We start from the raw sequence: 25027 nt of genomic DNA, 5'->3' as shown, positions 1-25027 counted from the left end.
CGAAAATATCCCACGGGGGTGCGGGGGTGTGAAACCCCCGCAGATGCGGCGGGTGCGGGGGTGTGAAACCCCCGCGGATGCGGCGTCACAGGGAATGGGCACCCCCGGCGCCGCACCTCCGGGGCAGCCGCGGCGCCCCCCCAGTCCGTGCAATCCCCGCGCGACCCCGCTTGACCCGGCGCGCGCGCGGGGGCATGACCTGCCCATGCTGATCTACAAGATTTTCCGCCGCCCAGAATGGGACGCATTCCGCAAGGCCGGCGAGACGCTGGGCGCGCCGGTCGACCTGGCCGACGGCTTCATCCATTTCTCGACCGCCGCGCAGGTCGCCGAGACCGCCGCGAAGCATTTCGCGACGGAGAGCGACCTTGTCCTCGTGGCCTTCGATCCCGACAAGCTCGGCCCCGCGCTGAAGTGGGAGCCGTCTCGCGGCGGCGCGCTGTTCCCGCATCTCTACCGCGCCCTGACGCTGGACGAGGTGGTCTGGGACAAGTCGCTGCCGCTGGGCGCCACCGGGCACATCTTCCCGGCGGGCGTGCCGTGACCGCTGTCGAGCGGCTGGGCCTCGCCGCGCTGCACCGGCTGGACCCCGAACAGGCCCACGGCCTGTCGCTCAAGGCGTTGCAGCTGGGCCTCGTGCCGCTGCCCGGCACCGTCACCTCGGAGCGGCTGCGCACCCGGCTCGCCGGGCTCGATCTGCCGAACCCGGTGGGCCTTGCCGCGGGGTTCGACAAGAACGCGACCACGCTCGCCCCTCTCGCCCGTGCGGGCTTCGGCTTTCTCGAGGTCGGCGCCGCGACGCCCCGCCCGCAGCCCGGCAACCCGCGCCCGCGGCTGTTCCGGCTGAGCGCGGACCGCGCCGCGATCAACCGCTTCGGGTTCAACAACGACGGCGCCCCGGCGATCGCCGCACGGCTGGCGCACCGGCCCGCTGCAGCGGTGATCGGCCTCAACCTCGGCGCCAACAAGGACAGCGAGGACCGCGCCCACGATTTCTCGGCCGTACTCGCGGCCTGCGGCGCGCATCTGGATTTCGCGACGGTCAACGTCTCCTCCCCCAATACCGAGAAGCTGCGCGACCTGCAGGGCAAGGCCGCGCTGTCGGCGCTGCTGGCCGGCGTGCTGCAGACCCGCGCCGCGCTGGCCCGTCCGATCCCGATCTTCCTGAAGATCGCGCCGGATCTCGCCGAGGCGGAGCTTGCGGACGTGGCCGAGGTGGCGCTGGCCTCGGGTATCGACGGGGTGATCGCCACCAACACCACGCTTGACCGGAGCGGCCTGCACGGGCCGCATGCGCAGGAAAAGGGCGGCCTCTCCGGCGCGCCGCTCTTCGAGAAATCCACCCGCGTTCTGGCGCGGCTGTCGCAGATGACCGAGGGGCGGCTGCCGCTGATCGGCGTCGGCGGCATCACCACGCCCGAGGACGCCTATGCCAAGATCCGCGCGGGCGCCTCGGCGGTGCAGCTTTACACCGCCATGGTCTACGAGGGGATCGGCCTCGCCGCGCGCGTGGCGCGGGGCCTCGACGCCCTGCTGGCCCGCGATGGCTTTGCCAGCGTGGCCGAGGCGGTGGGAACGGGACGGAAGGATTGGCTGTGACCCTGACGCTCTGGCACAACCCGCGCTGTTCCAAGTCGCGCGAGGCGCTTGCGCTGCTTGAGGACCGGGGCCTCGCGCCCACGATCCGCCGCTACCTCGACGATCCGCCGACCGAGGCGGAGATCCGCGCCGCGCTGGCGGCCCTCAACCTGCCGGCAATCGGTCTCGTGCGCACCAAGGAGGCGCTCTTCGCCGAGCTGGGGCTGACCCGCGACGCGGCCGAAGACCGCCTCATCGACGCGATGGCGGCGCACCCGAAGCTGATCGAGCGGCCGGTTCTTTTCAACGGTCCGCGCGCGGCGATCGGGCGCCCGCCCGAGGCGGTCACCGCGATCCTCTGAGCATCCGCTCAGCCCAGCTTGCCCGCGGCCGACAGCCCGCCCCGCACCAGAAGCAGGCACGACAGGATGAACAGGAAGATCTGGATCGTCCGCATGTAGACGCCCTCGGGCAGCAGCGAGGTCAGCCAGCGCCCGAGGAAGGTGCCGACGATCCCCGCGACGGCGAGACCCGCGATCAAGCTCCAATGCAGGCCATCCAGCTGGCCGATGGCATAATAGGCCGGCAGCTTGGCCAGGTTGCCGATGGCGAAGGAGATCGCCACGGTGCCCGCGAATTGCAGCTTCGGCAGCTTCTGCGGCAGCAGGTAGGCCTGCGACGGCGGCGCCCCGGAATGGGTGATGAAGCTGGCGATGCCGGTGAGCGTGCCCCAGAAGATGCCGGGCACGACGCGGGCAGGCTTCTTCTCGGGCTCGCCACGCTTGAGCCAGACCCGGGCGCAATACCAGAGGCCGATCGCCCCAGTGAAGACCAGAAGCGCCCATTCGAGCGTGTAGGGCGTGATCAGCATGGCGATCGCGACGCCGAGCACGATCGACGGCGTCAGGATCAGCAGGTTCCGCGTCGAGAAGTTCTTGCGGTAGAGCCACACGCCGATCCAGTCGGTCACGATGTAGACCGGCAGGAGCGTGGCCGCCGCCTTCACCGGGTTCATGAACAGCGCGAGCAGCGGCACGCTGATGGCGGCGGCCGAGGCAAGGCCGCCCTTCGACGCGCCGACGATGAGCGCGGCGAGGAAGAGGAGAAGGGTATCGAGCATCTGGAATCCCGGGAAACGTCAAGCGGGAGGAGGCGACGCACCGCAGGGGCGCGCCACGCATGGCGCCTGAGGGAGGAGGTGGTGAGGTGGAAACGGGGTGTCGGGGCGACAGCCCGGGGGGCCGCCACCCCGAAGACCGGCGGATCAGGCGCCGGCGTCGTTCAGCCGCGAAAGATCCTCCGCGCCCAGCGTCAGCGACGCGGCCCGCGCAAAGCTCTCGACCTGCGCGACCGAGGTCGCGCTGGCGATCGGTGCGGTCACGCCGTCCCGCGTGAGGATCCAGGCAAGCGCCACTTCGGAGGGGCTGGCATCATGGCCCGCGGCCACGTCCTCGAGCACGTCGAGGATCGCCATGCCCCGCTCGGTCAGGTACTTGCCCACCATGCCGCCGCGCTGACGACCCGACAGGTCGGCCTCGCTGCGGTACTTGCCCGACAGGAACCCGGCGGCGAGGCTGAAGTAGGTCACCACGCCGATATCTTCCTTTAGGCACAGTGTCTGCAGCGCCCCCTCGTAGGCGGACCGGTCGTAGAGGTTGTATTCCGGCTGGACCACGCCGTAGGCCGGCAGGTTCCCCGCCCGGGCGGCCTCGAGCGCGGCACTCAGCAGCGCGGCATCGTAGTTCGACGCGCCGATCGCACGGATCTTGCCGGCCTCGATCAGCGTCTGGTAGGCGCCCAGCGTCTCGGCATGCTCGACCGACGGATCGGGCCAGTGCGAGAAGTACAGGTCGATCGTCTCGACCCCCATCCGCGCCAGCGACCGGTCGACCGCCTTCAGGATCCAGTCCTTCGACAGGCCCTTCTCGCCCGGGCCGCCCATGTCGGAGCCGACCTTGGTGAAAAGCTTCACCTTGTCGCGCATGCCCGGGCGCGCGGCGAACCACTTGCCCAGCACGGTTTCGGATTCGCCGCCCTTGTGGCCGTCGACCCAGGCCGAATACACGTCGGCGGTGTCGATCGCGTCGAAACCGTGGTCGATGAAGGCGTCGAGAACGCGGAAGCTTGCGGCCTCGTCCGTGGTCCAGCCAAGAACGTTGCCGCCAAAGACGACGGGGGCGATCTCCATTCCGGTCTTGCCGAGGGTCCGGGGTGTCACGGTTGCGTCTCCTTGCTGTTTCAGGTTCGGGGCGGTCTTGCGGCATTCCGCCGCGCGGCGGACGGGCCGGACCACGCAGGCAGGGGCCTTGCCGCCCCCCCGGTCGAGATAGAGTTCGAGGCAGGGGAAAAATAGGCCTCGCATCGCACGGAGCTTTCGATAGAACCGAAAAATGGACGATCCGAAGCTCATGCGCCTGCTTGTCGCCATCGTCGACGCCGGCAGCCTTTCGGCGGTTGCGCGCCTCTGGGGGGTTGCGCCGTCGACCGTGTCGCACGGCCTGCGGCAACTCGAGGAACGGCTGGGAACCCAGCTGGTCGTGCGCTCCACCCGACAGCTTTCGCTGACCCCCGAGGGCCGCGATTTCGCCGAGCGCAGCCGCCAGATCCTGGCCGATATCGACGAGGCGATGGCGGGGGTGCGCGATGGCGGGCCGGTCACCGGGCACCTGCGGATCACCGCGACCAACGACCTTGGCCGCCAGCGCATCGCACCGCTGATCGACGCCTTCATGCGCCGTCACAAGGGCCTGTCGGTGCAGCTTTACCTCAGCGACAGCCTGGTCGATCTGGTCGAGAACGGCTACGACCTTGCGTTCCGCACCGGGCCGCTGGCGGATTCCGACCTGCGCGCGCGGCTGCTTCTGCGGGCCCGCAAGTGCATCTGCGCCGCCCCGTCCTACTGGGAGGCGCATGGACGGCCGGAACATCCGCGCGACCTGGCCGGGCACAATTGCATGATCTTCGCCCTGCCCGGCGAGACCCAGACGAACTGGCCCTTCACCGAGAACGGCCAACGCTTCCGCGTCCGGGTCAGCGGCGACCGCAGCGCCAACGACGGCCAGGCGCTGCGCGCGTGGGCGATCGCCGGCGCCGGGGTGGTGATGAAGTCCCACACCGACATCGCAGATGACATCAAGGCCGGGCGGCTGGAGACGGTACTTGAAAGCTACGCGCAGGAGGCAAGCAACCTCTACGCCGTGACGCCGCCCCGGGTGCATACGCCGAGGCGCCTGCAACTGCTGCTCGACTTCCTCTCGGCGGAACTCTCCGGCGCGGATTGAAGCCCCTGTCCCGGGCACCCCGCTTCAGCGCCGCGATGCCCCCGGTCAGGCCGCCGCCCGCTCCAGCGCCGGGTAGCGGCGCCAGAGGGTCAGCGCGCGCAGGCCGTTCAGGACCAGAAGCGCGGCCCAGAGGCCGTGGTTGCCCATGGCCGGGATCAGCACCGCCAGCGCCACGGCATAGACCGCCACCGACACCGCCATTGCGTTGCGCATCGCCGCGGTCCGCGTGGCGCCGATGAAGATGCCGTCGAACATGTAGCTGGCCACGCTGACGATCGGGATGAACGCGGCCCAGGGCAGGAAGACCCGGGCCGTCCCGCGCACGTCGGGGGCCCTGGCCATCAGGTCGATCAGCGCGGGCCCCGCGAACCAGAAGACCGCCGCCAGCACCAGTGCCGCCATCACGCCCCATTGCGACGACACGACCGAGGCGCGGCGGATCCTGCCGGGCGCCCGCGCGCCCACCGCCTGGCCCACCAGCGACTCGGCGGCGAAGGCAAAGCCGTCGAGGGCATAGGCCGTGATCTCGATGAACTGCATCAGCACCTGGTTGGCGGCCAGCGTGACATCGCCGAACCCTGCCCCGAGGAAGACGAAGGCGGTGAACGACCCCTGCAGCAGGAGCGATCGCAGCATGATGTCGGTATTGACCGAAATCATCCGCTTCAGCCGCGCCCGGTCGAACACCCGCGCCCAGTCGCGCCACTGGTCGCCGCCAAAGGCGCCGCGGCAGAACCACAGCCCGAGGGCCAGCCCGGTCCACTCGGCGATAAGCGAGGCCGCGGCCACCCCCTCGACACCCCAGCCGAGGCCGAGCACGAACCACAGATCGAGACCCACGTTCAGCGCGTTCATCGCGACCTGCATTGCCAGCACGCCCCGGGTTCGTTCCAGCGCGATCAGCCAGCCGGTGACGGCGTAGATCGAGATCGTCGCGGGCGCGCCCCAGATCCGGATCGCAAGGTACTGGCGCGCCAGCGCCTCGACCTCGGCCGAGGCGGGTGCGACCTTGAAGGCCAGCCAGAAGAGCGGCAACTGCAACACGATGAACATCAGCCCCGCGCCCCAGCCGGTCAGCAGGGCGCGCATCAGGATGGCACCGGTCTCGGGCACGTCGCCGGCGCCATGGGCCTGCGCCACCATGCCCGAGGTGCCCATCCGCAGGAATCCGAAGATCCAGTAGACCGACGACAGCACCACCGCGGCCACCCCGACCGCCCCGATCGGCGCGGCAAGCCCCATCTGCCCGACCACCCCGGTGTCGACCGCGCCGAGGATCGGCACGGTGGCGTTCGACACGACGATGGGCAGCGCGATCTTCAGGACCCGCCGGTGGGTGATGTCAGCCATCCCCGATCGCGTCCCGCGCAGGCATCAGGAAATGCCCGGTCGCCTGCGCGATCAGGCGCGAGCGGTTGTCCTGCCAGGCCTCGACATGGACGCTGGCGTACCGCCGGCCCGAGCGGTTCACCCGCGCCCGCGCATAGGCGTCACGCGGCAGGCCCGAGCGCAGGTAGTCGACGGTGAAGTCGATGGTCTTGGGCAGCCGCGGCAGCCTGGCGGGATCGAGGTTGACGGGGTCGATCTCGCCGCGCTCCATCGCCTCCCACAGGATCGACCAGCTCAGCTCGACGATCGCGGTGGTCTCGAGAAAGGCGGCCGTGACACCGCCATGGATCGCTGGCAGGAAGGGATTGCCGATCAGCTTGTCGTCATAGCGCAGGATCGCGGTCAGCTCATCTCCCCGGCGATCGAAGCTGATGCCGAGGAACTTGGCATAGGGAATGCCCTCGGCCAGCGCGCGCAGGACGGCATCGCGGCGCTGCTTGATGACCTGCACGGGTTCGGGGCGCGGACGGCTCATGCCCCGGTCTCCCCGTTCCGGCCGGCCTGCGGCTGCTCGACGGTGAAGCTGCCGGTGGCGGCGGCGACCGGGCGGCCCGCATCGTCGTCCGTCGCGCTGGCGCGCACGAAGGCGACCGAGCGGGTGATGTGGTAGCATTCGGCCCGCGCGGTGATCCGCTGCCCGGGGGTGGCGGCGCGCATGTAGTCGATCCGCAGGTCGATCGTAGCGGTGGCGCCGGGGGCGGAGGGGTGGGACATCACCGCGGCGCCCGAGGCCGTGTCCATCAACGCAGAGACCGCGCCGCCGTGGATCACCCCGGTGGCCGGGTCGCCCACGAGCCGCGCGTCGTAGGGCATGGAGATCACCGCGACACCGTTGCCGATCTCGTCGAGCTGCATGCCGAGGGCCCGGGCATGGGGGATCGCCTCGATGAACTGGCGCGCGAACCGTGCCCGGTTCTCGGGCGTGCCGTCATTCGGCCCTCCATTGGGCCCGCCGCTCGCCGCGCCGTCCGCCGTGTCGTCGCCGCCCGTCATGTCGCACACTTCCCGCTGTTTCCCCCCGTTCTTCGCGTGCCGCGCCGCCCGCCGCAAGCCCCGATGCGCCCCGACCCCCAAGGTGCGTTCGAGCGCCCCCTGCCCGACACACTTGCCGTCCGGCCACTCCTCGATTGCGCCTCAGCTGCCTCTCAGCTGCATTGAACCCACCGCGCGCCCGGCCTAGGTTATGGCCGGATCACGGAGGCGGGCATGGGCGATACCCCGATCAGTTTCAAGCAGATGTGTGCGAAGTTCGACGTCACCCCGCGCACCCTTCGCTACTATGAATACATCGAACTACTCTCTCCGATCCGCGACGGCCGCGCGCGCTTCTACACCCCGCGCGAAGTGGCGCGCATGACCCTCATCATGCGCGGCCGGCGCTTCGGCTTCTCGCTCGAGGAAATGCGCCAGTGGCTGGAGCTCTACGACGAGAAGGGCTCCGTCCCGCAGTTCGAGGTGTTCGTCGAGATGGCCGACCGCCAGCTGGCCGCGCTGGAAACCCAGCGCCGCGAGCTGGATGCCACGATCGAGGACCTGCGCGCCCTGCGCGAGGAGACCCGGCGGCTGGCTGCCGAAGGAGCACCGCGCAAACCGGCCTGAACCGGCGGGAATCGGCTGACGTTCGGTCAGCCCGGCCGTGACGTCACGTTATCTTTACGCTAACGTCAACTTCACTTGTAAACTGCAGCCCTAGATTGCATCTCACGGGCCAGACCCAGGGTTGCCTTTGCAAGCGCGGCCCGGACAGGGCGACCTGCCGATGCCACAATGGGCGACCGGGAGATGAATTGATGACGACGAACGAAGACCTGATGACGATCCGCGAGATGTGCGATTCCTTCGAGGTGACGCCGCGCACCCTGCGGTTCTACGAGGCGAAGGAGCTGCTGTTCCCGATCCGCGACGGCCAGAAGCGGCTGTTCACGCGGCAGGACCGCGGGCGACTGAAGCTGATCCTGCGCGGCAAGCGCTTCGGCTTCTCGCTCGAGGATATCCGCCAGCTGCTGGACATGTACGACCGCAGCGGCGTGCAGACCGAGCAGCTGGCCCGCACCGTCGAGAAGGCGCGCGAGCGTCTGGCGCAGATGGAGCGTCAGCAGGCCGAGCTGGGCGAGGCGATTGCCGAACTGCGCGACCAGTTGTCGTGGGGCGAACAGGAACTGGCCAGGGCCGCCAGCCGCGACGCCGCCCAGTAGCGCCCCCTCCGGCGCCAGTCGAGCGCCGCCCCAGCGGGGCACGCGAAAGACCGCCCCTCCGGGCGCATCAGGCACCGCCCCTCCGGGGCGAGAAAAGCACCGCCCCTCCGGGGCGAGGTACAGAGGATCGAGCCGCACGCCCCCTCGCGTGCCGCGAACGAAGGGAGAGAGAGCGAATGCCCGTCTACATTGCCCCCACCAAGGACATGCAGTTTCTGCTTCACGACGTGCTGCGCGTCACCGAGAGCGACGTCGCGGGCTATGCGGACATCGACCGCGACATGACCGGAGCGATCCTCGACGAGGCCGGCAAGCTTGCGACCGACGTGCTCGCGCCGCTGAACCTGTCAGGCGACCAGGAGGGCTGCCGGCTGGAAAACGGCGTGGTGACCACGCCCAAGGGCTTCAAGGAGGCGTTCGAGGCGCTGAAGGAAGGCGGCTGGAACGGGCTCGACCTGCCCGAGGAATTCGGGGGCCAGAACCTGCCCTACGTGATGGGCACCGCGGTGGGCGAGATCTTCGTCTCGGCCAACATGGCGTTCAACATGTACCAAGGCCTGACCCACGGCGCGATCTCGGCGCTGCTGGCCCACGGCTCGCAGGGGCAGAAGGAAACCTACCTGCCCAAGATGGTCTCGCTCGACTGGACCGGCACGATGAACCTGACCGAGCCGCATTGCGGCACCGACCTGGGCCAGATCCGCACCAAGGCGGAACCTCAGGACGACGGGTCCTACCTGATCACAGGGCAGAAGATCTTCATCTCGGCGGGCGACCATGACCTGGCCGACAACGTGATCCACCTGGTGCTGGCGAAAGCCCCCGGCGGCGGCGAGGGGACCAAGGGCATCTCGCTCTTCGTGGTCCCGAAGTTCCTGGTGAACGAGGACGGCTCGCTCGGCGACCGCAACGCCCTTTCGGTCGGCAAGATCGAGGAGAAGATGGGCATCCACGCCAACGCCACCTGCGTGATGAACTACGATGGCGCGAAGGGCTGGCTCGTGGGAGAGCTGCACAAGGGCATGCGCAACATGTTCACCATGATGAACGAGGCGCGGATGGGCGTGGGCCTGCAGGGCTACGCCGTGGCCGAGGCGGCGTACCAGAACGCGCTGGCCTATGCCAAGGACCGCCTGCAGGGCCGCGACGTGACCGGCGCGAAGGAGCCCGATAAGGCCGCCGACCCGATCATCGTCCACCCCGACGTGCGCCGCATGCTGATGGACCAGAAGTCGTTCGTCGAGGGCGCCCGCGCCTTCACCTTCTGGGGCGCCAGCCTGATCGACCGCGCCCACCGCGCAGGCGACAAGGACGCCGACGGCCTCGTGTCGCTGATGACGCCGGTGATCAAGGGCTTCCTCACCGACAAGGGGTTCGAGGGCGCGGTGCAGGCCCAGCAGGTCTGGGGCGGGCACGGCTACATCGAGGAAGGCGGCATGTCGCAATTTGCCCGCGACGCCCGGATCGCGATGATCTACGAGGGCGCGAACGGGATCCAGGCGCTCGACCTCGTGGGGCGGAAACTGGCGGCCGACGGCGGCAAGCACGTCATGGCCTTCTTCGAGATGGTGAAGGCCGAGTGCAAGGCGCACGACGGTGACGAGCGGATGAAGGGCTTCACCGACCCGCTCAAGGCCGCGTCGAAGCAGCTTCAGGCGGCGGGGATGTTCTTCATGCAGAACGGCATGAAGAACCCGAACGCGGCGCTGGCGGGCTCCTACGACTTCATGCACCTGATGGGACATGTCTGCCTTGGCCTGATGTGGACGCGGATGGCGAAGGCCGCCCATGCGGCGCTCGACGCCGGTGCCTCGGACCGCGACTTCTACGAGGCGAAGCTGGCCACCGGGCGCTACTACATGGCCCGCCAGCTGCCGGCCTGCGCCATGCACCTCGCGCGGATCGAAAGCGGCGCGGATCCGGTCATGGCGCTCGACGCCGAGGCGTTCTAGGCTCGCCCCCGGAGACAAGGCGGGGCGCCGGGGAACCCCGGCCCCCAACCCGGAGGAGAGGATGCCGAAACGCTTTCGCCTGACCCGCCGCTTCCCGGTCTCGATGACCGAGGACGGCTATCGCCGCCTCAAGCGCTTCGCGCGCGAGGCCGGGCTCGACGAGGGCGAGGCGCTGTCGTTCCTGTTCGAGCATTTCGACAGCGTGACGGACGAGGACAACCTGACCCACCGCCTGCGGCTCTTCAACGCGGAGCTCGACGACAGGAAGCGGTGACGGCCCGGCCCGGCGCCGGGGACCACGCGACATTTGGGGGACACTTGGGGGAGGACAAGATGCGACCGCGCTGGATGACCGACGAGCACGAGATGCTGTCGGAGATGACCCGCAAGTTCCTGACCGAGGAATGGCGCCCGCACTTCGCGCGCTGGCGCAAGGCCGGGATCATGGACCGCGAGACCTGGAACCAGGCCGGCGCGCTGGGGCTCCTTTGCCCCTCGATCCCGGAAGGCTATGGCGGCGCGGGCGGCGATTTCGGCCATGAGGCGGTGATCATCGCCGAGGCCTCGCGCGCCAACCTCGCCAGCTGGGGCCACCCGATCCACTCCGGCATCGTGGCCCACTACATCCTCGCCTATGGCACCGAGGAACAGAAGGCGCGCTGGCTGCCCGGCATGGTCTCGGGCGAGATGGTGGGCGCGCTGGCGATGACCGAACCCTCCGCCGGGTCGGACGTGCAGAACATCCGCACCCGGGCGGTGAAGGACGGCAACGCCTACCGGATGACGGGGCAGAAGACCTTCATCACCAACGGTCAGCACGCCAACCTGATCATCGTGGCCGCCAAGACCGACCCGTCGCAGGGCTCCAAGGGCATGTCGCTCATGGTGGTCGAGACCGACGGCGCGCTGGGCTTCTCGCGCGGGCGCAACCTCGACAAGATCGGCATGCACGCGGCCGACACGTCCGAGCTTTTCTTCGACAACGTCGAGATCCCGCCCGAGAACCTCCTCGGCGGGACCGAAGGCCAGGGCTTCTACCAGATGATGAAGCAGCTGCCCCAGGAACGCCTGATCATCGGCTGCGGCGCGGTCGGCGCGATGGAGGGCGCGGTGGAGCGCACCCTCGCCTATTGCAAGGAGCGCGAGGCCTTCGGCGGGCCGTTGACGCAATTCCAGAACACCCGCTTCCAGCTCGCCGAATGCCAGGCCAAGACCTGGGCCGCGCGCGCCTTCCTCGACCAGTGCATCGCGGAACATCTCGAGGGGCAGCTCTCGGTCGAACGCGCGGCGGCGGCGAAGTACTGGCTGACAGATATGCAGGGCGAGGTGCTCGACGCCTGCCTGCAGCTGCATGGCGGTTACGGCTTCATGCAGGAATACGACGTGGCGGAAATGTGGACGGACGCCCGGGTGCAGCGCATCTATGGCGGGACGAACGAGATCATGAAAGAGCTGATCGCGAGGTCCTTCCAATGAACCGGGCATCGGGGCAATCGGCAGGGAAAGGCGTGGGGGTTTCACACCCCCACACCCCCGTGGAGTATTTCGGCAAGAAAGAAGCAAAGAGCGTCTTCGGGCCCTGGAAACTTACGCGGGCAGCTTGCGATCCACCCCGCCGCAGCGCCCGACCGTCAGACGGAACGCAAGACGCGCGGCGGGGCTTCTTCCTTGACGGTCATCGGCTCTCCAGCCTGTACCGTGGGACAAAGCAGACCTCATCGCGGTTAACGAACCGTAACTGCGCCCCTTCTTTCTTGTTCAAATACTCCACGGGGGTGCGGGGGTGTGAAACCCCCGCTCCGCCCCCGGCCACACACGCGACATTCGGGAGGTGCGCATGACTGCCAAGCTCTACTGCTTCGGGGAATCCGGGAACGCCTACAAGGCCGCGCTGACGATGGCGTTGGCCGGCTATGACTGGGCGCCCGTCTATGTCGACTTCTTCAACGGCGAGAGCCGCAGCCCCGCGTTCCGGGAGCTCAACGAGATGGGCGAGGCGCCGGTCTTCGTCGAGGGGGACCTGACGCTGACCCAGTCCTGCGTGATCCAGCTGCATGTCGCCGAGAAGACCGGCAAGCTCATGCAAGGCGATCGCAACGAAATCCTGCGCTGGATGTTCTGGGACGCGCAGAAGGGCAGCGGTCAGCAGGGCAGCCTGCGCTTCCTGATGAACTTCCTGCCCGAGGAGAAGCGGCCACCCGAGGCGATCAGGTTCCTCTCGGGCCGGGTGATGTCGGCGCTCAAGACGCTGGAGGGTCACCTTAGTGACCGCGACTGGATGGTGGGAGATGCACCCACCCTCGCCGACACCGCATGCTGCGGCTACCTGTACTACCCCGAACCCTGGGGGTTCGACCGCAAGGATTTCCCCGCCATCGACGCCTGGCTCGACCGCATCGCGGCCCTGCCGGGGTGGAAGCATCCCTATGAGATGATGCCCGGCTCGCCGGCCGACCGGGCGTGAAGGAGGACCACATGACCGACGCTTACATCTACGACACGATCCGCACCCCGCGCGGCAAGGGCCGCAAGGACGGCGCGCTGCACGAGGTCACCGCCGCGCGCCTGTCAGCCTCGGTGCTGAACGAACTCAAGGCGCGCAACAACCTCGACGGGCACGCGGTCGAGGACGTGATCTGGGGCAACGTGACCCAGGTGATGGAACAGGGCGGCTGCCTTGCGCGGACGGCCGTGCTGGCTTCGGATCTCGACGAATCGATTCCGGGCGTCTCGATCAACCGCTTCTGCGCCTCGGGTCTGGAAGCGGTGAACATGGCCGCGAACCAGGTCCGCGGCGGGTCGGGGCATGCCTATATCGCCGGCGGCGTCGAGATGATGGGCCGGGTGCCCATGGGCTCGGACGGCGCCGCGATCGCCGCCGATCCGGAGATCGCGATGAAGGCCTATTTCGTGCCGCAGGGCATCGGTGCCGACATCATCGCGACCGAATACGGCTTTTCCCGTGACGATGCCGATGCGCTGGCCGTGGAAAGCCAAAAGCGCGCCGCCCGGGCCTGGGAGGAGGGCCGGTTCAAGCGCTCCGTCATGACCGTGCGCGACGTGAACGGCCTGCCGATCCTGTCGCATGACGAATACATGCGTCCGGGCACCGACATGCAGACGCTGGGCGCGCTGAAGCCGTCGTTCAAGGACATCGGCGAGCAGATGCCGGGCTTCGACAAGGTGGCGATCATGAAATATCCGCATCTGGAGCGGATCGAGCATGTCCACCATGCCGGCAACTCCTCCGGCATCGTCGACGGCGCCGCGGGCGTTCTGGTGGGCGACGCGGAGTTCGGCAAGGAATACGGTCTGACGCCCCGCGCCCGGATCCGCTCCACCGCCAAGATCGGCACCGATCCGACGATCATGCTGACCGGCCCGGTGACGGTGACCGAGAAGATCCTGCGCGAAAGCGGCATGGCGTTTTCCGACATCGACCTCTTCGAGGTGAACGAGGCCTTCGCGGCCGTGGTCCTGCGCTTCCAGCAGGCCTTCGAGGCCGACATGGACAAGGTGAACGTCAATGGCGGCGCGATCGCCATGGGCCACCCGCTGGGCGCGACCGGCGCGATCATCCTCGGCACGCTGCTGGACGAGCTGGAGCGGACCGACAAGGAGGTGGGCCTCGCCACGCTCTGCATCGGGTCCGGCATGGGGGCCGCCACGATCATCGAGCGCGTCTGATGGCCGTCTTCCGCAAGGGCAGCGCGCCGGAGGTCGAGCATGTCTCGAACTACCCGGCGCCCTTCAACCTCGGGCGCGGCAGCTATCATTACCGCCACCTGACCAATGCCGGCGGCCTGACGCAGTTCGGCATCGCGCTGGAGACGCTGCATCCCGGCCGCCAGTCGAGCCAGCAGCACTGGGAGGAGCACGAGGACGAGTTCTGCTTCCTGCTGGAAGGCTCGCTCACCGTGGTCGAGGACGATACGGAGACGGTCCTTCACCCCGGCGATTTCTGCTGCTGGAAGGCGAACGACCAAGTCGCCCACACCTTGCGAAACCATACCGACGCGCCCGCGACATACCTGATCGCGGGCGGCCGTCAGGCGCACAACATCTGCCATTATCCGGGCCTCGACCTTCTGGCGACGCCCGAGGGGTACACGCATCTGGACGGAACCCCCTACCCGCAAGAGGGAGAGGACAAATGACCGAATTCCACTATGACAAGGGCGCCGACGGCGTCGCCGTGATCACCTGGGACGTACCCGGCAAGTCGATGAACGTGATGAGCCTCGAAGGCTTCAAGGAGCTTGACGCCCATATCGACACCGCGCTGGCCGACGACAGCGTCAAGGGCATCGTCATCACGAGCGGAAAGAAGGATTTCGCCGGGGGCATGGACCTGAACGTCCTGGCCAAGATGAAGGCCGAGGCGGGGGATGAGCCGGCCCGCGGCCTCTTCGACGGCGTGATGATGATGCACGGCGTGCTGCGCAAGATCGAACGCGCGGGGATGGACCCGAAGACGCTGAAGGGCGCGAAACCCATCGCCGCCGCCCTGCCCGGCACCGCCGTCGGCATCGGGCTTGAGCTGCCGCTGTCGACGCACCGGATCTTTGCCGCCGACAATCCCAAGGCCAAGATCGGCCTGCCCGAGATCATGGTCGGCATCTTCCCGGGCGCGGGCGGCACCACCCGCCTCGTGCGCAAGCTGGGTGCCATGGGCGCGGCGCCTTTCCTTCTGGAAGGCAAGCTGAGCGAGCCGAAGAAGGCGAAATCGGCCGGCATCATCGACGAGGTGGTCGCCGACCCGGTCGCCGCCGCGAAGGAATGGGTGCTGAACGCCAAGGATGCCGATTGCGTCAAGCCCTGGGATCAGAAGGGCTACAAGATGCCCGGCGGCACCCCCTACAACCCGCAGGGCTTCATGACCTTCGTGGGTGCGGCCGCCATGGTCCACGGCAAAACCCAAGGGGTCTATCCAGCGGCCAAGGCGCTGCTGTCGGCGGTCTACGAGGGCGCAATGGTTCCCTTCGACACCGCGCTGAAGATCGAGGCGCGCTGGTTCACCCATGTGATGATGAACCCCTCGTCCTCGGCGATGATCCGGTCGCTCTTCCTCAACAAGGAAGCGCTGGAGAAGGGGGCGGTGCGCCCGAAGGACGTGCCCGACCAGCAGGTCGCCAAGGTGGGTATCCTCGGTGCCGGCATGATGGGCGCGGGCATCGCCTATGTCAGCGCCCGCGCCGGCATCGAGGTCGTGTTGATCGACGCGAAACAGGAGGCCGCGGATAAGGGCAAGGCCTATTCCGAGGGCCTCATGGACAAGGCGATCTCGCGCGGCCGCTCGACCGCCGAGAAGAAGGCCGAGCTTCTGGACAAGATCACCCCCACCACCGATTACGCCGCGCTGAAGGGCTGCGACCTGATCGTCGAGGCGGTATTCGAGGACCCGGGTGTCAAGGCCGAGGTGACGGCCCAGGCGCAGGCCGTGGTCGGGGCCGACTGCATCTTTGCCACCAACACCTCGACCCTGCCGATCACCGAGCTGGCCAAGGCCGCGCAGGATGCCCAAGGCTTCATCGGCATCCATTTCTTCTCGCCCGTCGACAAGATGGCGCTGGTCGAGATCATCAAGGGCAAACAGACCGGTGACCGCGCGGTGGCCAAGGCGCTGGATTACGCCCGCCAGATCCGCAAGACGCCGATCGTCGTCAACGACGCGCGCTTCTTCTACGCCAACCGCTGCATCATCCCCTACATCAACGAAGGGGTGCGCATGGTGGCCGAAGGGATCGAACCCGCGCTGATCGAGAACGCCGCGAAACTGGTGGGCATGCCGTTGGGCCCCTTGCAGCTGGTGGACGAGACCTCGATCGACCTCGGCGTCAAGATCGCCAAGGCCACCAAGGCCGCAATGGGCGACGCCTACCCAGACGACGCGGTGGATGCCGTGCTGTTCTGGATGTACGATCAGGGCCGCCTCGGCCGCAAATCCGCCTCGGGCTTCTACGCCTATGACGAGAAGGGCAAGCGCACCGGCCTCTGGGACGGCCTCGCCGCGCAATACCCGGTGGCCGAAAACCAGCCTGACGTGACCGAGGTGCAGCACCGCCTGCTCTTTGCCCAGGTGCTGGAGGCCGTCCGCGCGCTGGAGGACGGCGTGCTGATGGACATCCGCGAAGGCGACGTCGGTGCGATCCTCGGCTGGGGTTTCGCGCCTTGGTCCGGCGGCCCGCTCAGCTGGCTCGACATGCTCGGCGCCCCCCGCGCGGTGGAGCTTTGCGACGCGCTGACCGAACGCTATGGCAAACGCTTCGCGACGCCCAAACTCCTGCGCGAGATGGCCGAGAAGGGCGACAGCTTCTACACCCGCTTCGCCCCTGCAGCCAAAGCCGCCTGATCCCCCTTCATCTTGGCGAAAATACTCTCGGGGGGGCGCCAGTGTCACGCCCCCGGTCCGAGTGACACTGGCGACGGGGGCTGATAGCCCCCCGCCCTCTCCACCCTGCGCCTACCCGTCGAACGCATACCCAAACCGCGCGATATCCGCGGCACAAAGATCGCCCACGATCTCCCGCGTCCGGTCGTCGTAGTACCCCCGCCAGTCCCGCGCCCGCGCCGAGGCATTGGCCCGCGGCAGCGGCGTAAGCGCGACCCCCAGATGCGCCTCGAACGGCGCGAGATCCGCGTCGAGATGCTCGAGCCGGGCGAACAGATCGCAATGTTCCGTCCCGTCCGGCGCCCTTACATAGGCGCCATAGGGCCAGAGCTGAAAGGTCTGCGCAGTCAGCGGATGGGCCACGAACCCCGCGAAATCCTCGGCCTTCGCCAGCCGCACCGCCGGATGGTCCCATCCCTGTTCGCGCAGCCAATGGTAATAGCTGACCATCCGGTCCCAGGGGTTGCGCACCAGCGTCACGACGAAGCTCTCGGCGATCTCCTCGGCCGTCACCAGCCCCTCGATATCGGCCAGGGTCGAATGCTTCCACAGCCGCCCCCGGGCCTGCACGCCCTTCAGCCGCCGCGCCCGGGTGCGCGCCTTGGGCGTGTCGCCGATCAGGACGTCGTCCTTCATCGCCCGGTCTTCCAGCGCCAGCGACAATGCCGTGCCGCCGGTCTTGGGGATATGGACGAAGATGTAGCGGCGCCCGCGCGAGATGATCATGACGCCGACACTGGCCCGGCCGCCCCCCGCGGTAAAGAGGAGGATGCGCCGGCAGGGCGCGTTTAAACGCACCCTACACCCCGGCCCGCCGCTTTCGCGCTTTGCCTCGCGCCGCATCCGGGGCAAAATGTCCCCCCAGCCGAGCCGGAGCCCCCATGAACGACAGGCCCAGGATCGCGGCGGAGGACGGCGCGCGCCCGCTGCGCACCCGGATCCAGCGTCGCAACCGCAAGACCATCCTCGACGCCGCGCTCGAGGTCTTTTCGCAATACGGTTTCCGCGGCGCCACGCTCGACCAGATCGCCGAGGTGGCGGGGCTGTCGAAACCCAACCTGCTCTATTATTTCGCATCGAAGGAGGCGATCCACGTCACCCTTCTGGCCGGCCTCATGGATCTCTGGCTTGCGCCGCTGCGCGCCATGGACCCGGCCGGCGCGCCGGTCGAGGAGATCCTCGGCTACATCCGCCGCAAACTGGAGCTCAGCCGCGACTATCCCCGCGAATCGCGCCTCTTCGCCAACGAGGTGCTACAGGGCGCGCCGCGGATCCAGGACAGCATCACCGGCGAGCTGGCCGAGCTGGTGGCCGAGAAATCCGCGCTGATCCGCGGATGGAGCGCCGAGGGGCGGCTGGCCGAGGTCGATCCCCACCACCTGATCTTCTCGATCTGGGCCACCACCCAGCATTACGCCGATTTCGACGTACAGGTGCGCGGCATCCTGAAGGCCTCACCCGAGGAGACGCATGACGGCGCCATGGCCTTCCTCGATCACCTGTACCGCGGCGCGCTCACCCCGAAGGCCGCCGATCCGCGTTAATCTTTCGTCAGCACTCGCGGTCTAGGGTTTCCCGTGGGGGTGTCTCCTTTGCCGGAGGACGTGAGTGATGGTGGACTTCACGGGCTTGGGCCCGATCGCCGGCGTGCGCCTGGCGCATGACCTGACGCATCTGCCGCGGCCGATGGTGGCGAACGCGGTGCCCTCTGCGGGAGGCGCCGACCGTGCGCGCGCCGACAATGGCGGCTCGGCCGGGGCCGGAACCGGAGCGGGCACCGGGGCGGGCACCGATTCGGACAGAAAGACGGGCGGCAGGACGGGCGAGATGGCTGACTCGCAGGATCAGGCCCATACCGCCGCAGCTGCGGGGCGGACGGCCGGCCCCGCGGGCAGCCGCAACACTTCGGGCGGGGCCTCGGGTGGAGGCAGTCCCTCAAGCGCGGGCAGCGCATGCCCTCCGACGGCGGCAAACACCCCGGCCCCACCCCTGCGCGAGGATACCCCGGCGGGCCCTCCGCCCTCGTTCGAGGCCTCGATCCTCGAGATCGAGACCGACCTGCGCATCGCCCTCGCCCGGGCGCAGGCGCAGGGCTACACCCAAGCCGGGATCGCGCCGGCCCCCGCCCAGGAAGCTCACGCGGAAACTCAAGGGGTAACTCAGGGGTCGGCTGGTCAGGCGTTCGCGTGGCAGACCTCGGGAAGACAGTCCAGCCAGTCTTCGGCAGAGCCCCGCAGCGGGGCGCGGCCCGAAGGCGACGGCACGACGGCACGGAGCGAGAAGACCGCGCCCTCCCCCCGCGCCGCGCCGGCCCCCCCTCAGGCCGGGGCCGCGTCGACCCCGCCCCGCGCGACCTGAGCCAAGGGCCCTTCCCCCGCGATCCCCCGCAGGCCCCGACGGCAGGAAGCGCCGCCGAGGAGAGGCATGCGGACGGGCGGCATGCGGAGGGGAGGAGGGGCAGGCCTTACTCCGCCGCGGTGGCGGAGGGGTTGTTGGGATGCGTCGTCCAATTGGCATAATCGCCTACGACGCGCCCGGTGCGCGGGTCGGTCGCGCCCTGCTCCAGCCGTTCCATGGTGATGCAATCCTCGACGGGGCAGACGTCGACGCAGAGGTTGCAGGCCACGCATTCGGCGTCGTTCACCTCGAATACCCGACCCTCCTTCATCCAGATCGCCTGATGCGAGGTGTCCTCGCAGGCGGCATAGCAGCGCCCGCACTTGATACAGGCGTCCTGGTCGATCCGCGCCTTGGTGACGTAGTTGAGGTTGAGGTACTGCCAGTCGGTGACGTTCGGCACCGCGCGCCCCACCAGATCCGACAGCGCCATCTCCTTGGCATCGAGATAGTCGGACAGGCCCGAGATCATCTCCTGCACCACCTTGAAGCCGTAGGTCATGGCCGCGGTGCAGACCTGCACGTTGCCCGCCCCCAGCGCCAGGAACTCTGCCGCGTCGCGCCACGTGGTCACCCCGCCGATGCCGCTGATCGGCAGGCCGCGCGTCTCCGCATGCCGCGCGATTTCCGAGACCATCGACAGGGCGATCGGCTTCACCGCCGGGCCGCAATAGCCGCCGTGCGAGCCCTTGCCGTCGATCGTGGGTTCCGGTGCGAAAAGGTCGAGGTCGACCGAGGTGATCGAGTTGATCGTGTTGATCAGACTGACGGCATCTGCGCCACCACGCTGCGCCGCCTCGGCCGGCATCAGGATGTTCGAGATGTTCGGCGTCAGCTTCACGATCACCGGCATCCGGGTGTTGGCCTTGCACCAGCGCGCGACCATCTCGACATATTCCGGCACCTGCCCGACGGCGGACCCCATGCCACGCTCGCTCATCCCGTGCGGGCAGCCGAAATTGAGCTCGATCCCGTCGGCGCCGGTCTCCTCGACCAGCGGCAGGATCGCCTTCCACGCGGCCTCTTCGCAAGGGACCATGATCGACACGACGAGAGCCCGATCGGGATAATCGCGCTTGACCGCCTTGATCTCGCGCAGGTTCACCTCAAGCGGGCGATCGGTGATCAGCTCGATGTTGTTCAGCCCCAGAAGGCGCCGGTCAGCCCCGTAGACCGCGCCGTAGCGCGGGCCGTTCACGTTGACGACCGGCGGGCCCGCCTCGCCCAAGGTCTTCCAGACCACGCCGCCCCACCCCGCCTCGAACGCGCGGCGGACGTTGTATTCCTTGTCGGTCGGCGGCGCGGAGGCCAGCCAGAACGGGTTCGGGGACTTGATCCCCACGAAGTCGCTTGTCAGATCAGCCATCTCAGATCTCCCGTAGGGCGCGCTTCAGCGCACCGCCCCCGCCTGGTGCCCCATCAGGGCCGCGTGAATGTCCATCGCCGCATCGCGGCCCTCGGCCACGGCGGTCACCGTCAGGTCGTCGCCGCCCTGGGCACAATCGCCCCCGGCCCAGACCCCCTTCACCGAGGTCCGCCCCGGCCCCGTCACCGCGATCTTGCGCCCCGCTAGATGAAGCCCCTCCGGCACGCCCTCCAGCGTCTGGCCGATCGCCTTGAATACCTGGTCGGCCTTCAGCCGGAACGTGTGGTCGGTCAGCGTCAGGCCCCCCGGCCCCTCCTCGGTATAGGCGAATTCGACATGCGTCACCGCGCCCTCGCCGATCACCCGGACCGGCGCCGCGCCGGTGATGATCCGCACCCCCTTGGACGCCGCGTGTTCCCGCTCGTACTCCGACGCGCCCATCTGCGCCTCACCCCGGCGGTAGACCATGGTGACATGCTCGGCCCCCAGCAGCTTCGACTGTACCGCAGCATCGACCGCGGTCATGCCGCCGCCGATGACCACCACGTCGCGCCCGACCGGCAGCGCCGACAGATCGCCCGTCTGACGCAGTTCCGAGATGAAGTCGACCGCGTCGCGCACGTGGCTCTTCTCCTCGCCCTCGGCCCGAAGCGCGTTGACCCCGGTGAGGCCGATCCCGAGGAAGACCGCGTCGAAGTTGCCGCTCAGCCCCTCCAGGCTCAGCTCATGGCCCAGCCGTTGGCCGGTCTTCACGGTGATGCCGCCGATCTGCATCAGCCAGGCGACCTCGGATTGCGCGAAATCGTCCACCGCCTTGTAGGCGGCGATGCCGTATTCGTTCAGGCCACCCGCCTTCTCGCGCCCGTCATAGAGCGTCACGTCGTGCCCCAGCATCGCCAGCCGGTGCGCGGCCGACAGGCCCGCGGGCCCCGCCCCCACCACGGCGATCCGCCTGCCCGTCGCCGCCGCCCGCGCGAAGGGCATCGCACCCTTCGCCATCAGCCGGTCGGTCGCGAACCGCTGCAGCCGCCCGATCTCCACCGGCTTGCCCTCGGCCGCCTCGCGCACGCAGGCCTCCTCGCACAGTGTCTCGGTCGGGCAGACCCGGGCGCACATCCCGCCGAGGATGTTCTGCGACAGGATCGTCTTCGCCGCGGCCTCGGCCGTGCCGGTCGCGATCTGGCGGATGAACAGCGGCACGTCGATCGAGGTCGGGCAGGCCACCGTACATGGCGCGTCGTGGCAAAAGTAGCAGCGGTCCGCCGCCACCGCCGCCTCATGCGCATCCAGAGGCGGCGCCATGTCGGCGAAATTGTCGCCATAGGCCCCCCGGGCCAGGCGGCCCGGCACCACGCCGGGGGTGAGCTGGGTATTGGACAACGTGTCTCTCCCTTGGACATCAGTTTTGAAGAAACGCTGCCACGGCCGCTATTTTTTATCAAACGGTAAATTTTTTGACGCCGGAGGTCGCGGGGCGATTTCCGGCATTTTGGCCGCCCTCTGCACGATTCCGCATGGAAATTGCCCGCGAAATGGGCAATCTTCGGCCACCGGCACCGACAGGAACGACAGGAGCGGCCGGGCAAAGAGGCGCTTTTCACCCCCGGCGGGCTGGCGTATAAGCGCCCAATCCCAGGCACAGGCCTGCACGAGACGGGCAGCAAAGACCGACCGAGGACGGCATGACCAAGCAAACCCATGACAGCGACGTGGCCTTCATCCAGGCCCTCGCCGAGCTTTTGAACGCCAACGAGCTGACGGAACTGAGCGTCAAGCGCGAATACGGCGACAACGACAGCCTCAACGTCCGCGTGACCAAGCAGGCGACCGTAGTGACAACCGCGGCCCCCGCGCCGGTCGCGGTGGCGGCCTCCGCCCCCACGGCGGCCCCGACGGCAGCTCCGGCCCCCACGGCGCCGGCGCATGAGGATCCGGCCCAGCATCCGGGCGCGGTAACCTCGCCGATGGTCGGCACGGCCTACCTCGCGCCCGAACCGGGCGCGGCGGCCTTCATCACCACCGGCGCGCAGGTCAAGGAAGGCGATACCCTTCTGATCATCGAGGCGATGAAGACGATGAACCACATCCCCGCGCCGCGTGCGGGCACCGTGAAGCGCATCCTCATCGAGGACGGCAGCCCCGTCGAGTACGGCGCCCCCCTCGTCATCATCGAGTGAGGCGCGCGCGATGTTCGAGAAGATCCTGATCGCCAACCGGGGCGAGATCGCGCTTCGCGTCATCCGCGCCTGCCGCGAGATGGGTATCCGCTCGGTCGCCGTCCATTCCACCGCAGACGCCGACGCGATGCACGTGCGCATGGCGGATGAAAGCGTCTGCATCGGGCCGAATTCCTCGACCGACAGCTACCTGCGGATCGCCTCCATCGTCTCGGCCTGCGAGATTTCGGGCGCCGAGGCGATTCACCCGGGCTACGGCTTCCTCAGCGAGAACGCGGCCTTCGTGCAGGTGCTGGAAGACCACCACATCACCTTCATCGGCCCGACCGCGGAACACATCCGCATCATGGGCGACAAGATCACCGCCAAGGAAACCGCCAAGCGGCTGGGCATCCCGGTGGTGCCCGGCTCGGACGGCGGCGTGCCGGACGTGGCGGCTGCGATGAAGGTGGCGGCCGAGATCGGCTATCCGGTGATCATCAAGGCCACCGCCGGCGGCGGGGGCCGCGGCATGAAGGTGGCGCGCGACGATGCCGAGATGGACCGTGCCTTCCGCACCGCCCGGTCGGAGGCCAAGGCCGCCTTCGGCAACGACGAAGTCTATATCGAGAAGTACCTTCAGCGCCCGCGCCACATCGAGATTCAGGTCTTCGGTGACGGCAAGGGCAAGGCGGTGCACCTGGGTGAGCGCGACTGCTCGCTTCAGCGCCGTCACCAGAAGGTGTTCGAGGAGGCCCCCGGCCCCGCCATCACTCCCGAGGAACGCGCCCGCATCGGCAAGATCTGCGCCGACGCCGTGGCCGAGATCAACTATGCCGGCGCCGGCACGATCGAATTCCTCTATGAGGATGGCGAGTTCTACTTCATCGAGATGAACACCCGCCTTCAGGTGGAACACCCGGTGACCGAGGCGATCTTCGGCGTCGACCTGGTGCGCGAACAGATCCGGGTTGCCGCCGGGCTGCCGATGTCGTTCCAGCAGGACGAGCTGACGATCAACGGCGCCGCGATCGAGGTCCGGATCAACGCCGAGAAGGTGCCGGACTTTGCCCCCCGCCCGGGCAAGGTGAACATGTTCCACGCCCCCGGCGGCCTGGGCGTGCGGATGGATTCGGCGCTTTACTCCGGCTATTCGATCCCGCCCTATTACGACAGCCTGATCGGCAAGCTGATCGTCCATGGCCGCGACCGTCCCGAGGCGCTTGCGCGTCTCAAGCGCGCGCTGGGAGAGCTGATCGTGGACGGCATCGAAACCACGGTTCCGCTGTTCCACGACCTGCTCGAGGAAAAGGACATCCTGGAAGGGAACTACTCGATCCACTGGCTCGAGAAATGGCTGGCCAGCCACTACGGCAAGGCCTGAGGCCCGATCACTTTCACGACATTCGCAAAGGGGCGCGGCGGGCAAACCTGCCGCGCCCTTTCCCTTTTGCGGCATTCTCGCGGGATCCGCCGAGATGCTCCGCCACCCCCGAGGCCCCTAGGGTGCGATTCAACGCACCCACTCCGGCGCCCGCACCTGGCCCCCTTTAGAGCGGCCGCAGCGCGCAGGTCCCCCGCCGCATGTCGGTGTCGCGGTAATAATCCATCACGCCCTTGCGCCGCCCCTCTGGCACCGCGTCCCAGTCGACCCAGTCGATACGGTAGTTCAGCACCTCGGCCATCACCTCCATCGCCTTGAAAGACGGCACACCCTTCACCGCCACCTCCTGCCCCTCGATCTGCGGCGCGGCGTTCAGCACATTGTCCGTCCGCTCCTTCACCAACTGGATCATCGGCCCGGGGCGGCGCATGAATTCGCTGTCGACGATCACCAGCTTAGGGCCCAGCTTGCGGATCGACTGGAACAGGCGGAAATGGTCCATCAGATGGTAGAGGATGCCGAAGACCGCCACGACGTCATAGCGTTCGCCCCGCTTCGCCTCGGCATCCAGTTCGTCGTAAAGGTCGTTGCAGCGCAGCTCCACCTTCGACCGCAGCGCCGGGTCCGGGAAGCTGGGGAAGATGTCGATCAGCTCCTGCCGCGCCTCGACGCCCACCACCTGCCCCGCCCCCGCGCCGGCCAGCGCGTAGGACCAGCGCCCGTCATGCGCGGCCAGATCAAGCACCCGCGCCCCCTTCAGGTCGGCGGCGAACGGCTCGACGATCATCGCATGCCGCGCGTTCAGTCGCGCAACCGGCTGGTTGTGGTTGCGGTATGCCTCCATCTCGGCGATGAAATCGAAAAAGCCCATGGTGTCCCCTCTCGCACTACGGGCCTCAATCTGCCTTCTCGGGCCGGGTTCTCAAAGCTCTAATTCA

At 68.3% G+C, this 25027-nt stretch carries 26 protein-coding genes; 17 read left to right on the top strand and 9 right to left on the bottom strand.

From position 1 onward, the window contains the following. Window positions 1–205 precede the first annotated feature (205 nt). From CVV76_RS01695 to arsC, 3 genes are read left to right on the top strand one after another with little or no spacing between them, the layout of a single operon-like run. Window positions 206–544, top strand: a complete 339-nt coding sequence (locus CVV76_RS01695) for a DUF952 domain-containing protein (protein ID WP_102222870.1) — start codon at window positions 206–208, stop codon at window positions 542–544. Then, entirely contained in the window at window positions 541–1599 is a 1059-nt protein-coding gene (locus tag CVV76_RS01690; RefSeq protein WP_102222869.1) for a quinone-dependent dihydroorotate dehydrogenase, read from the top strand. Before CVV76_RS01695 ends, CVV76_RS01690 begins: the two co-directional genes overlap by 4 nt. Then, entirely contained in the window at window positions 1590–1940 is a 351-nt protein-coding gene (gene arsC / locus CVV76_RS01685; protein WP_233192663.1) for an arsenate reductase (glutaredoxin), read from the top strand. The genes CVV76_RS01690 and arsC overlap by 10 nt, the downstream gene beginning before the upstream one ends. An 8-nt stretch (window positions 1941–1948) precedes the next feature. Here the strand turns inward: arsC and CVV76_RS01680 are convergent, their stop codons facing one another. Both CVV76_RS01680 and CVV76_RS01675 read right to left on the bottom strand, forming a co-directional pair. Next, window positions 1949–2698: a sulfite exporter TauE/SafE family protein gene (locus CVV76_RS01680; protein ID WP_102222868.1), complete on the bottom strand. Its 750-nt coding sequence runs from the start codon at window positions 2696–2698 to the stop codon at window positions 1949–1951. Window positions 2699–2842: 144 nt separating this feature from the next. Then, window positions 2843–3796, bottom strand: a complete 954-nt coding sequence (locus CVV76_RS01675) for an aldo/keto reductase (protein WP_102222943.1) — start codon at window positions 3794–3796, stop codon at window positions 2843–2845. A gap of 172 nt (window positions 3797–3968) precedes the next feature. Between CVV76_RS01675 and CVV76_RS01670 the strand changes: the two genes are divergently transcribed. After that, window positions 3969–4859, top strand: a complete 891-nt coding sequence (locus tag CVV76_RS01670; protein WP_102222867.1) for a LysR family transcriptional regulator — start codon at window positions 3969–3971, stop codon at window positions 4857–4859. Window positions 4860–4904: 45 nt separating this feature from the next. Here the strand turns inward: CVV76_RS01670 and CVV76_RS01665 are convergent, their stop codons facing one another. Genes CVV76_RS01665 through CVV76_RS01655 form a run of 3 tightly spaced genes read right to left on the bottom strand, consistent with a single transcriptional unit; the run spans window position 4905 to window position 7241 of the window. Beyond that, window positions 4905–6209: an MATE family efflux transporter gene (locus CVV76_RS01665; RefSeq protein ID WP_102222866.1), complete on the bottom strand. Its 1305-nt coding sequence runs from the start codon at window positions 6207–6209 to the stop codon at window positions 4905–4907. Beyond that, a complete protein-coding gene (locus CVV76_RS01660; RefSeq protein WP_102222865.1) occupies window positions 6202–6723 on the bottom strand; it encodes a PaaI family thioesterase in 522 nt (173 codons plus the stop codon). Before CVV76_RS01660 ends, CVV76_RS01665 begins: the two co-directional genes overlap by 8 nt. Beyond that, window positions 6720–7241, bottom strand: coding sequence for a PaaI family thioesterase (locus tag CVV76_RS01655; protein WP_102222864.1), 522 nt, complete (start codon window positions 7239–7241; stop codon window positions 6720–6722). Before CVV76_RS01655 ends, CVV76_RS01660 begins: the two co-directional genes overlap by 4 nt. Before the next feature lie 213 nt (window positions 7242–7454). On the opposite strand from CVV76_RS01655, the gene CVV76_RS01650 reads away from it, so the two are divergent. From CVV76_RS01650 to CVV76_RS01610, 9 genes are all read left to right on the top strand, one after another. Beyond that, window positions 7455–7847, top strand: a complete 393-nt coding sequence (locus CVV76_RS01650; RefSeq protein ID WP_102222863.1) for a MerR family transcriptional regulator — start codon at window positions 7455–7457, stop codon at window positions 7845–7847. Between the two features lie 191 nt (window positions 7848–8038). Then, on the top strand, window positions 8039–8443 hold the full coding sequence (locus CVV76_RS01645) for a MerR family transcriptional regulator (RefSeq protein ID WP_102222862.1): 405 nt from the start codon (window positions 8039–8041) through the stop codon (window positions 8441–8443). Between the two features lie 176 nt (window positions 8444–8619). Continuing rightward, a complete protein-coding gene (locus tag CVV76_RS01640; RefSeq protein ID WP_102222861.1) occupies window positions 8620–10395 on the top strand; it encodes an acyl-CoA dehydrogenase C-terminal domain-containing protein in 1776 nt (591 codons plus the stop codon). Window positions 10396–10456: 61 nt separating this feature from the next. Continuing rightward, a complete protein-coding gene (locus CVV76_RS01635; protein WP_102222860.1) occupies window positions 10457–10669 on the top strand; it encodes a hypothetical protein in 213 nt (70 codons plus the stop codon). 59 nt (window positions 10670–10728) lie between these two features. Continuing rightward, the gene (locus tag CVV76_RS01630) at window positions 10729–11871 is read left to right on the top strand and encodes an acyl-CoA dehydrogenase family protein (protein ID WP_102222859.1); all 1143 of its coding nucleotides are present in this window, start codon (window positions 10729–10731) and stop codon (window positions 11869–11871) included. 361 nt (window positions 11872–12232) lie between these two features. Then, on the top strand, window positions 12233–12859 hold the full coding sequence (locus CVV76_RS01625) for a glutathione S-transferase family protein (protein WP_102222858.1): 627 nt from the start codon (window positions 12233–12235) through the stop codon (window positions 12857–12859). A gap of 11 nt (window positions 12860–12870) precedes the next feature. Continuing rightward, window positions 12871–14082 carry an acetyl-CoA C-acetyltransferase gene (locus CVV76_RS01620; RefSeq protein WP_102222857.1) on the top strand — a complete coding sequence of 404 codons (1212 nt, stop codon included), beginning with the start codon at window positions 12871–12873 and terminating at the stop codon, window positions 14080–14082. Then, window positions 14082–14552 carry a cupin domain-containing protein gene (locus tag CVV76_RS01615; protein ID WP_102222856.1) on the top strand — a complete coding sequence of 157 codons (471 nt, stop codon included), beginning with the start codon at window positions 14082–14084 and terminating at the stop codon, window positions 14550–14552. The genes CVV76_RS01620 and CVV76_RS01615 overlap by 1 nt, the downstream gene beginning before the upstream one ends. Beyond that, entirely contained in the window at window positions 14549–16747 is a 2199-nt protein-coding gene (locus CVV76_RS01610) for a 3-hydroxyacyl-CoA dehydrogenase NAD-binding domain-containing protein (protein ID WP_102222855.1), read from the top strand. Before CVV76_RS01615 ends, CVV76_RS01610 begins: the two co-directional genes overlap by 4 nt. Window positions 16748–16858: 111 nt before the next feature. Here CVV76_RS01610 and CVV76_RS01605 read toward each other — a convergent pair whose 3' ends face one another. Beyond that, entirely contained in the window at window positions 16859–17512 is a 654-nt protein-coding gene (locus tag CVV76_RS01605; RefSeq protein WP_102222854.1) for a sulfotransferase family 2 domain-containing protein, read from the bottom strand. A 155-nt stretch (window positions 17513–17667) separates the two neighbouring features. Between CVV76_RS01605 and CVV76_RS01600 the strand changes: the two genes are divergently transcribed. After that, the gene (locus CVV76_RS01600) at window positions 17668–18330 is read left to right on the top strand and encodes a TetR family transcriptional regulator C-terminal domain-containing protein (RefSeq protein WP_102222853.1); all 663 of its coding nucleotides are present in this window, start codon (window positions 17668–17670) and stop codon (window positions 18328–18330) included. A 67-nt stretch (window positions 18331–18397) separates the two neighbouring features. After that, window positions 18398–19144 carry a hypothetical protein gene (locus CVV76_RS01595; protein ID WP_102222852.1) on the top strand — a complete coding sequence of 249 codons (747 nt, stop codon included), beginning with the start codon at window positions 18398–18400 and terminating at the stop codon, window positions 19142–19144. A gap of 106 nt (window positions 19145–19250) precedes the next feature. On the opposite strand, the gene preA is transcribed toward CVV76_RS01595, so the two are convergent. Together preA and CVV76_RS01585 are read right to left on the bottom strand one after the other, a co-directional pair. Further along, entirely contained in the window at window positions 19251–20549 is a 1299-nt protein-coding gene (gene preA, locus CVV76_RS01590; protein WP_102222851.1) for an NAD-dependent dihydropyrimidine dehydrogenase subunit PreA, read from the bottom strand. A gap of 24 nt (window positions 20550–20573) precedes the next feature. Continuing rightward, window positions 20574–21929 carry an NAD(P)-dependent oxidoreductase gene (locus CVV76_RS01585; protein ID WP_102222850.1) on the bottom strand — a complete coding sequence of 452 codons (1356 nt, stop codon included), beginning with the start codon at window positions 21927–21929 and terminating at the stop codon, window positions 20574–20576. 302 nt (window positions 21930–22231) lie between these two features. Between CVV76_RS01585 and accB the strand changes: the two genes are divergently transcribed. Beyond that, complete coding sequence (gene accB, locus CVV76_RS01580) at window positions 22232–22726, top strand: acetyl-CoA carboxylase biotin carboxyl carrier protein (protein ID WP_102222849.1); 495 nt, start codon at window positions 22232–22234, stop codon at window positions 22724–22726. A gap of 10 nt (window positions 22727–22736) precedes the next feature. Continuing rightward, entirely contained in the window at window positions 22737–24089 is a 1353-nt protein-coding gene (gene accC, locus CVV76_RS01575; RefSeq protein WP_102222848.1) for an acetyl-CoA carboxylase biotin carboxylase subunit, read from the top strand. 166 nt (window positions 24090–24255) lie between these two features. Here accC and CVV76_RS01570 read toward each other — a convergent pair whose 3' ends face one another. Further along, window positions 24256–24960 (bottom strand): class I SAM-dependent methyltransferase, encoded by a 705-nt coding sequence (locus CVV76_RS01570; protein ID WP_102222847.1) that lies wholly within the window; start codon window positions 24958–24960, stop codon window positions 24256–24258. Between the last annotated feature and the right edge of the window lie 67 nt (window positions 24961–25027).

This window comes from Acidimangrovimonas sediminis, assembly GCF_002871005.1.
In the GTDB taxonomy this organism is placed as follows: domain Bacteria; phylum Pseudomonadota; class Alphaproteobacteria; order Rhodobacterales; family Rhodobacteraceae; genus Acidimangrovimonas; species Acidimangrovimonas sediminis.
This window is presented reverse-complemented; position numbering and strand designations above follow the sequence as displayed.

Bases quoted from the DNA above. Each gene is read 5' to 3' on its own strand.
- preA (WP_102222851.1), bottom strand. From the start codon at position 20,549: ATGGCTGATCTGACAAGCGACTTCGTGGGGATCAAGTCCCCGAACCCG.
- accB (WP_102222849.1), top strand. From the start codon at position 22,232: ATGACCAAGCAAACCCATGACAGCGACGTGGCCTTCATCCAGGCCCTC.
- CVV76_RS01620 (WP_102222857.1), top strand. From the start codon at position 12,871: ATGACCGACGCTTACATCTACGACACGATCCGCACCCCGCGCGGCAAG.
- CVV76_RS01695 (WP_102222870.1), top strand. From the start codon at position 206: ATGCTGATCTACAAGATTTTCCGCCGCCCAGAATGGGACGCATTCCGC.
- CVV76_RS01610 (WP_102222855.1), top strand. From the start codon at position 14,549: ATGACCGAATTCCACTATGACAAGGGCGCCGACGGCGTCGCCGTGATC.
- CVV76_RS01600 (WP_102222853.1), top strand. From the start codon at position 17,668: ATGAACGACAGGCCCAGGATCGCGGCGGAGGACGGCGCGCGCCCGCTG.
- CVV76_RS01570 (WP_102222847.1), bottom strand. From the start codon at position 24,960: ATGGGCTTTTTCGATTTCATCGCCGAGATGGAGGCATACCGCAACCAC.
- CVV76_RS01655 (WP_102222864.1), bottom strand. From the start codon at position 7,241: ATGACGGGCGGCGACGACACGGCGGACGGCGCGGCGAGCGGCGGGCCC.
- CVV76_RS01660 (WP_102222865.1), bottom strand. From the start codon at position 6,723: ATGAGCCGTCCGCGCCCCGAACCCGTGCAGGTCATCAAGCAGCGCCGC.
- CVV76_RS01635 (WP_102222860.1), top strand. From the start codon at position 10,457: ATGCCGAAACGCTTTCGCCTGACCCGCCGCTTCCCGGTCTCGATGACC.
- CVV76_RS01595 (WP_102222852.1), top strand. From the start codon at position 18,398: ATGGTGGACTTCACGGGCTTGGGCCCGATCGCCGGCGTGCGCCTGGCG.
- accC (WP_102222848.1), top strand. From the start codon at position 22,737: ATGTTCGAGAAGATCCTGATCGCCAACCGGGGCGAGATCGCGCTTCGC.
- CVV76_RS01650 (WP_102222863.1), top strand. From the start codon at position 7,455: ATGGGCGATACCCCGATCAGTTTCAAGCAGATGTGTGCGAAGTTCGAC.
- CVV76_RS01665 (WP_102222866.1), bottom strand. From the start codon at position 6,209: ATGGCTGACATCACCCACCGGCGGGTCCTGAAGATCGCGCTGCCCATC.
- CVV76_RS01680 (WP_102222868.1), bottom strand. From the start codon at position 2,698: ATGCTCGATACCCTTCTCCTCTTCCTCGCCGCGCTCATCGTCGGCGCG.
- CVV76_RS01615 (WP_102222856.1), top strand. From the start codon at position 14,082: ATGGCCGTCTTCCGCAAGGGCAGCGCGCCGGAGGTCGAGCATGTCTCG.
- CVV76_RS01670 (WP_102222867.1), top strand. From the start codon at position 3,969: ATGGACGATCCGAAGCTCATGCGCCTGCTTGTCGCCATCGTCGACGCC.
- CVV76_RS01645 (WP_102222862.1), top strand. From the start codon at position 8,039: ATGACGACGAACGAAGACCTGATGACGATCCGCGAGATGTGCGATTCC.
- CVV76_RS01625 (WP_102222858.1), top strand. From the start codon at position 12,233: ATGACTGCCAAGCTCTACTGCTTCGGGGAATCCGGGAACGCCTACAAG.
- CVV76_RS01640 (WP_102222861.1), top strand. From the start codon at position 8,620: ATGCCCGTCTACATTGCCCCCACCAAGGACATGCAGTTTCTGCTTCAC.
- CVV76_RS01630 (WP_102222859.1), top strand. From the start codon at position 10,729: ATGCGACCGCGCTGGATGACCGACGAGCACGAGATGCTGTCGGAGATG.
- CVV76_RS01605 (WP_102222854.1), bottom strand. From the start codon at position 17,512: ATGATCATCTCGCGCGGGCGCCGCTACATCTTCGTCCATATCCCCAAG.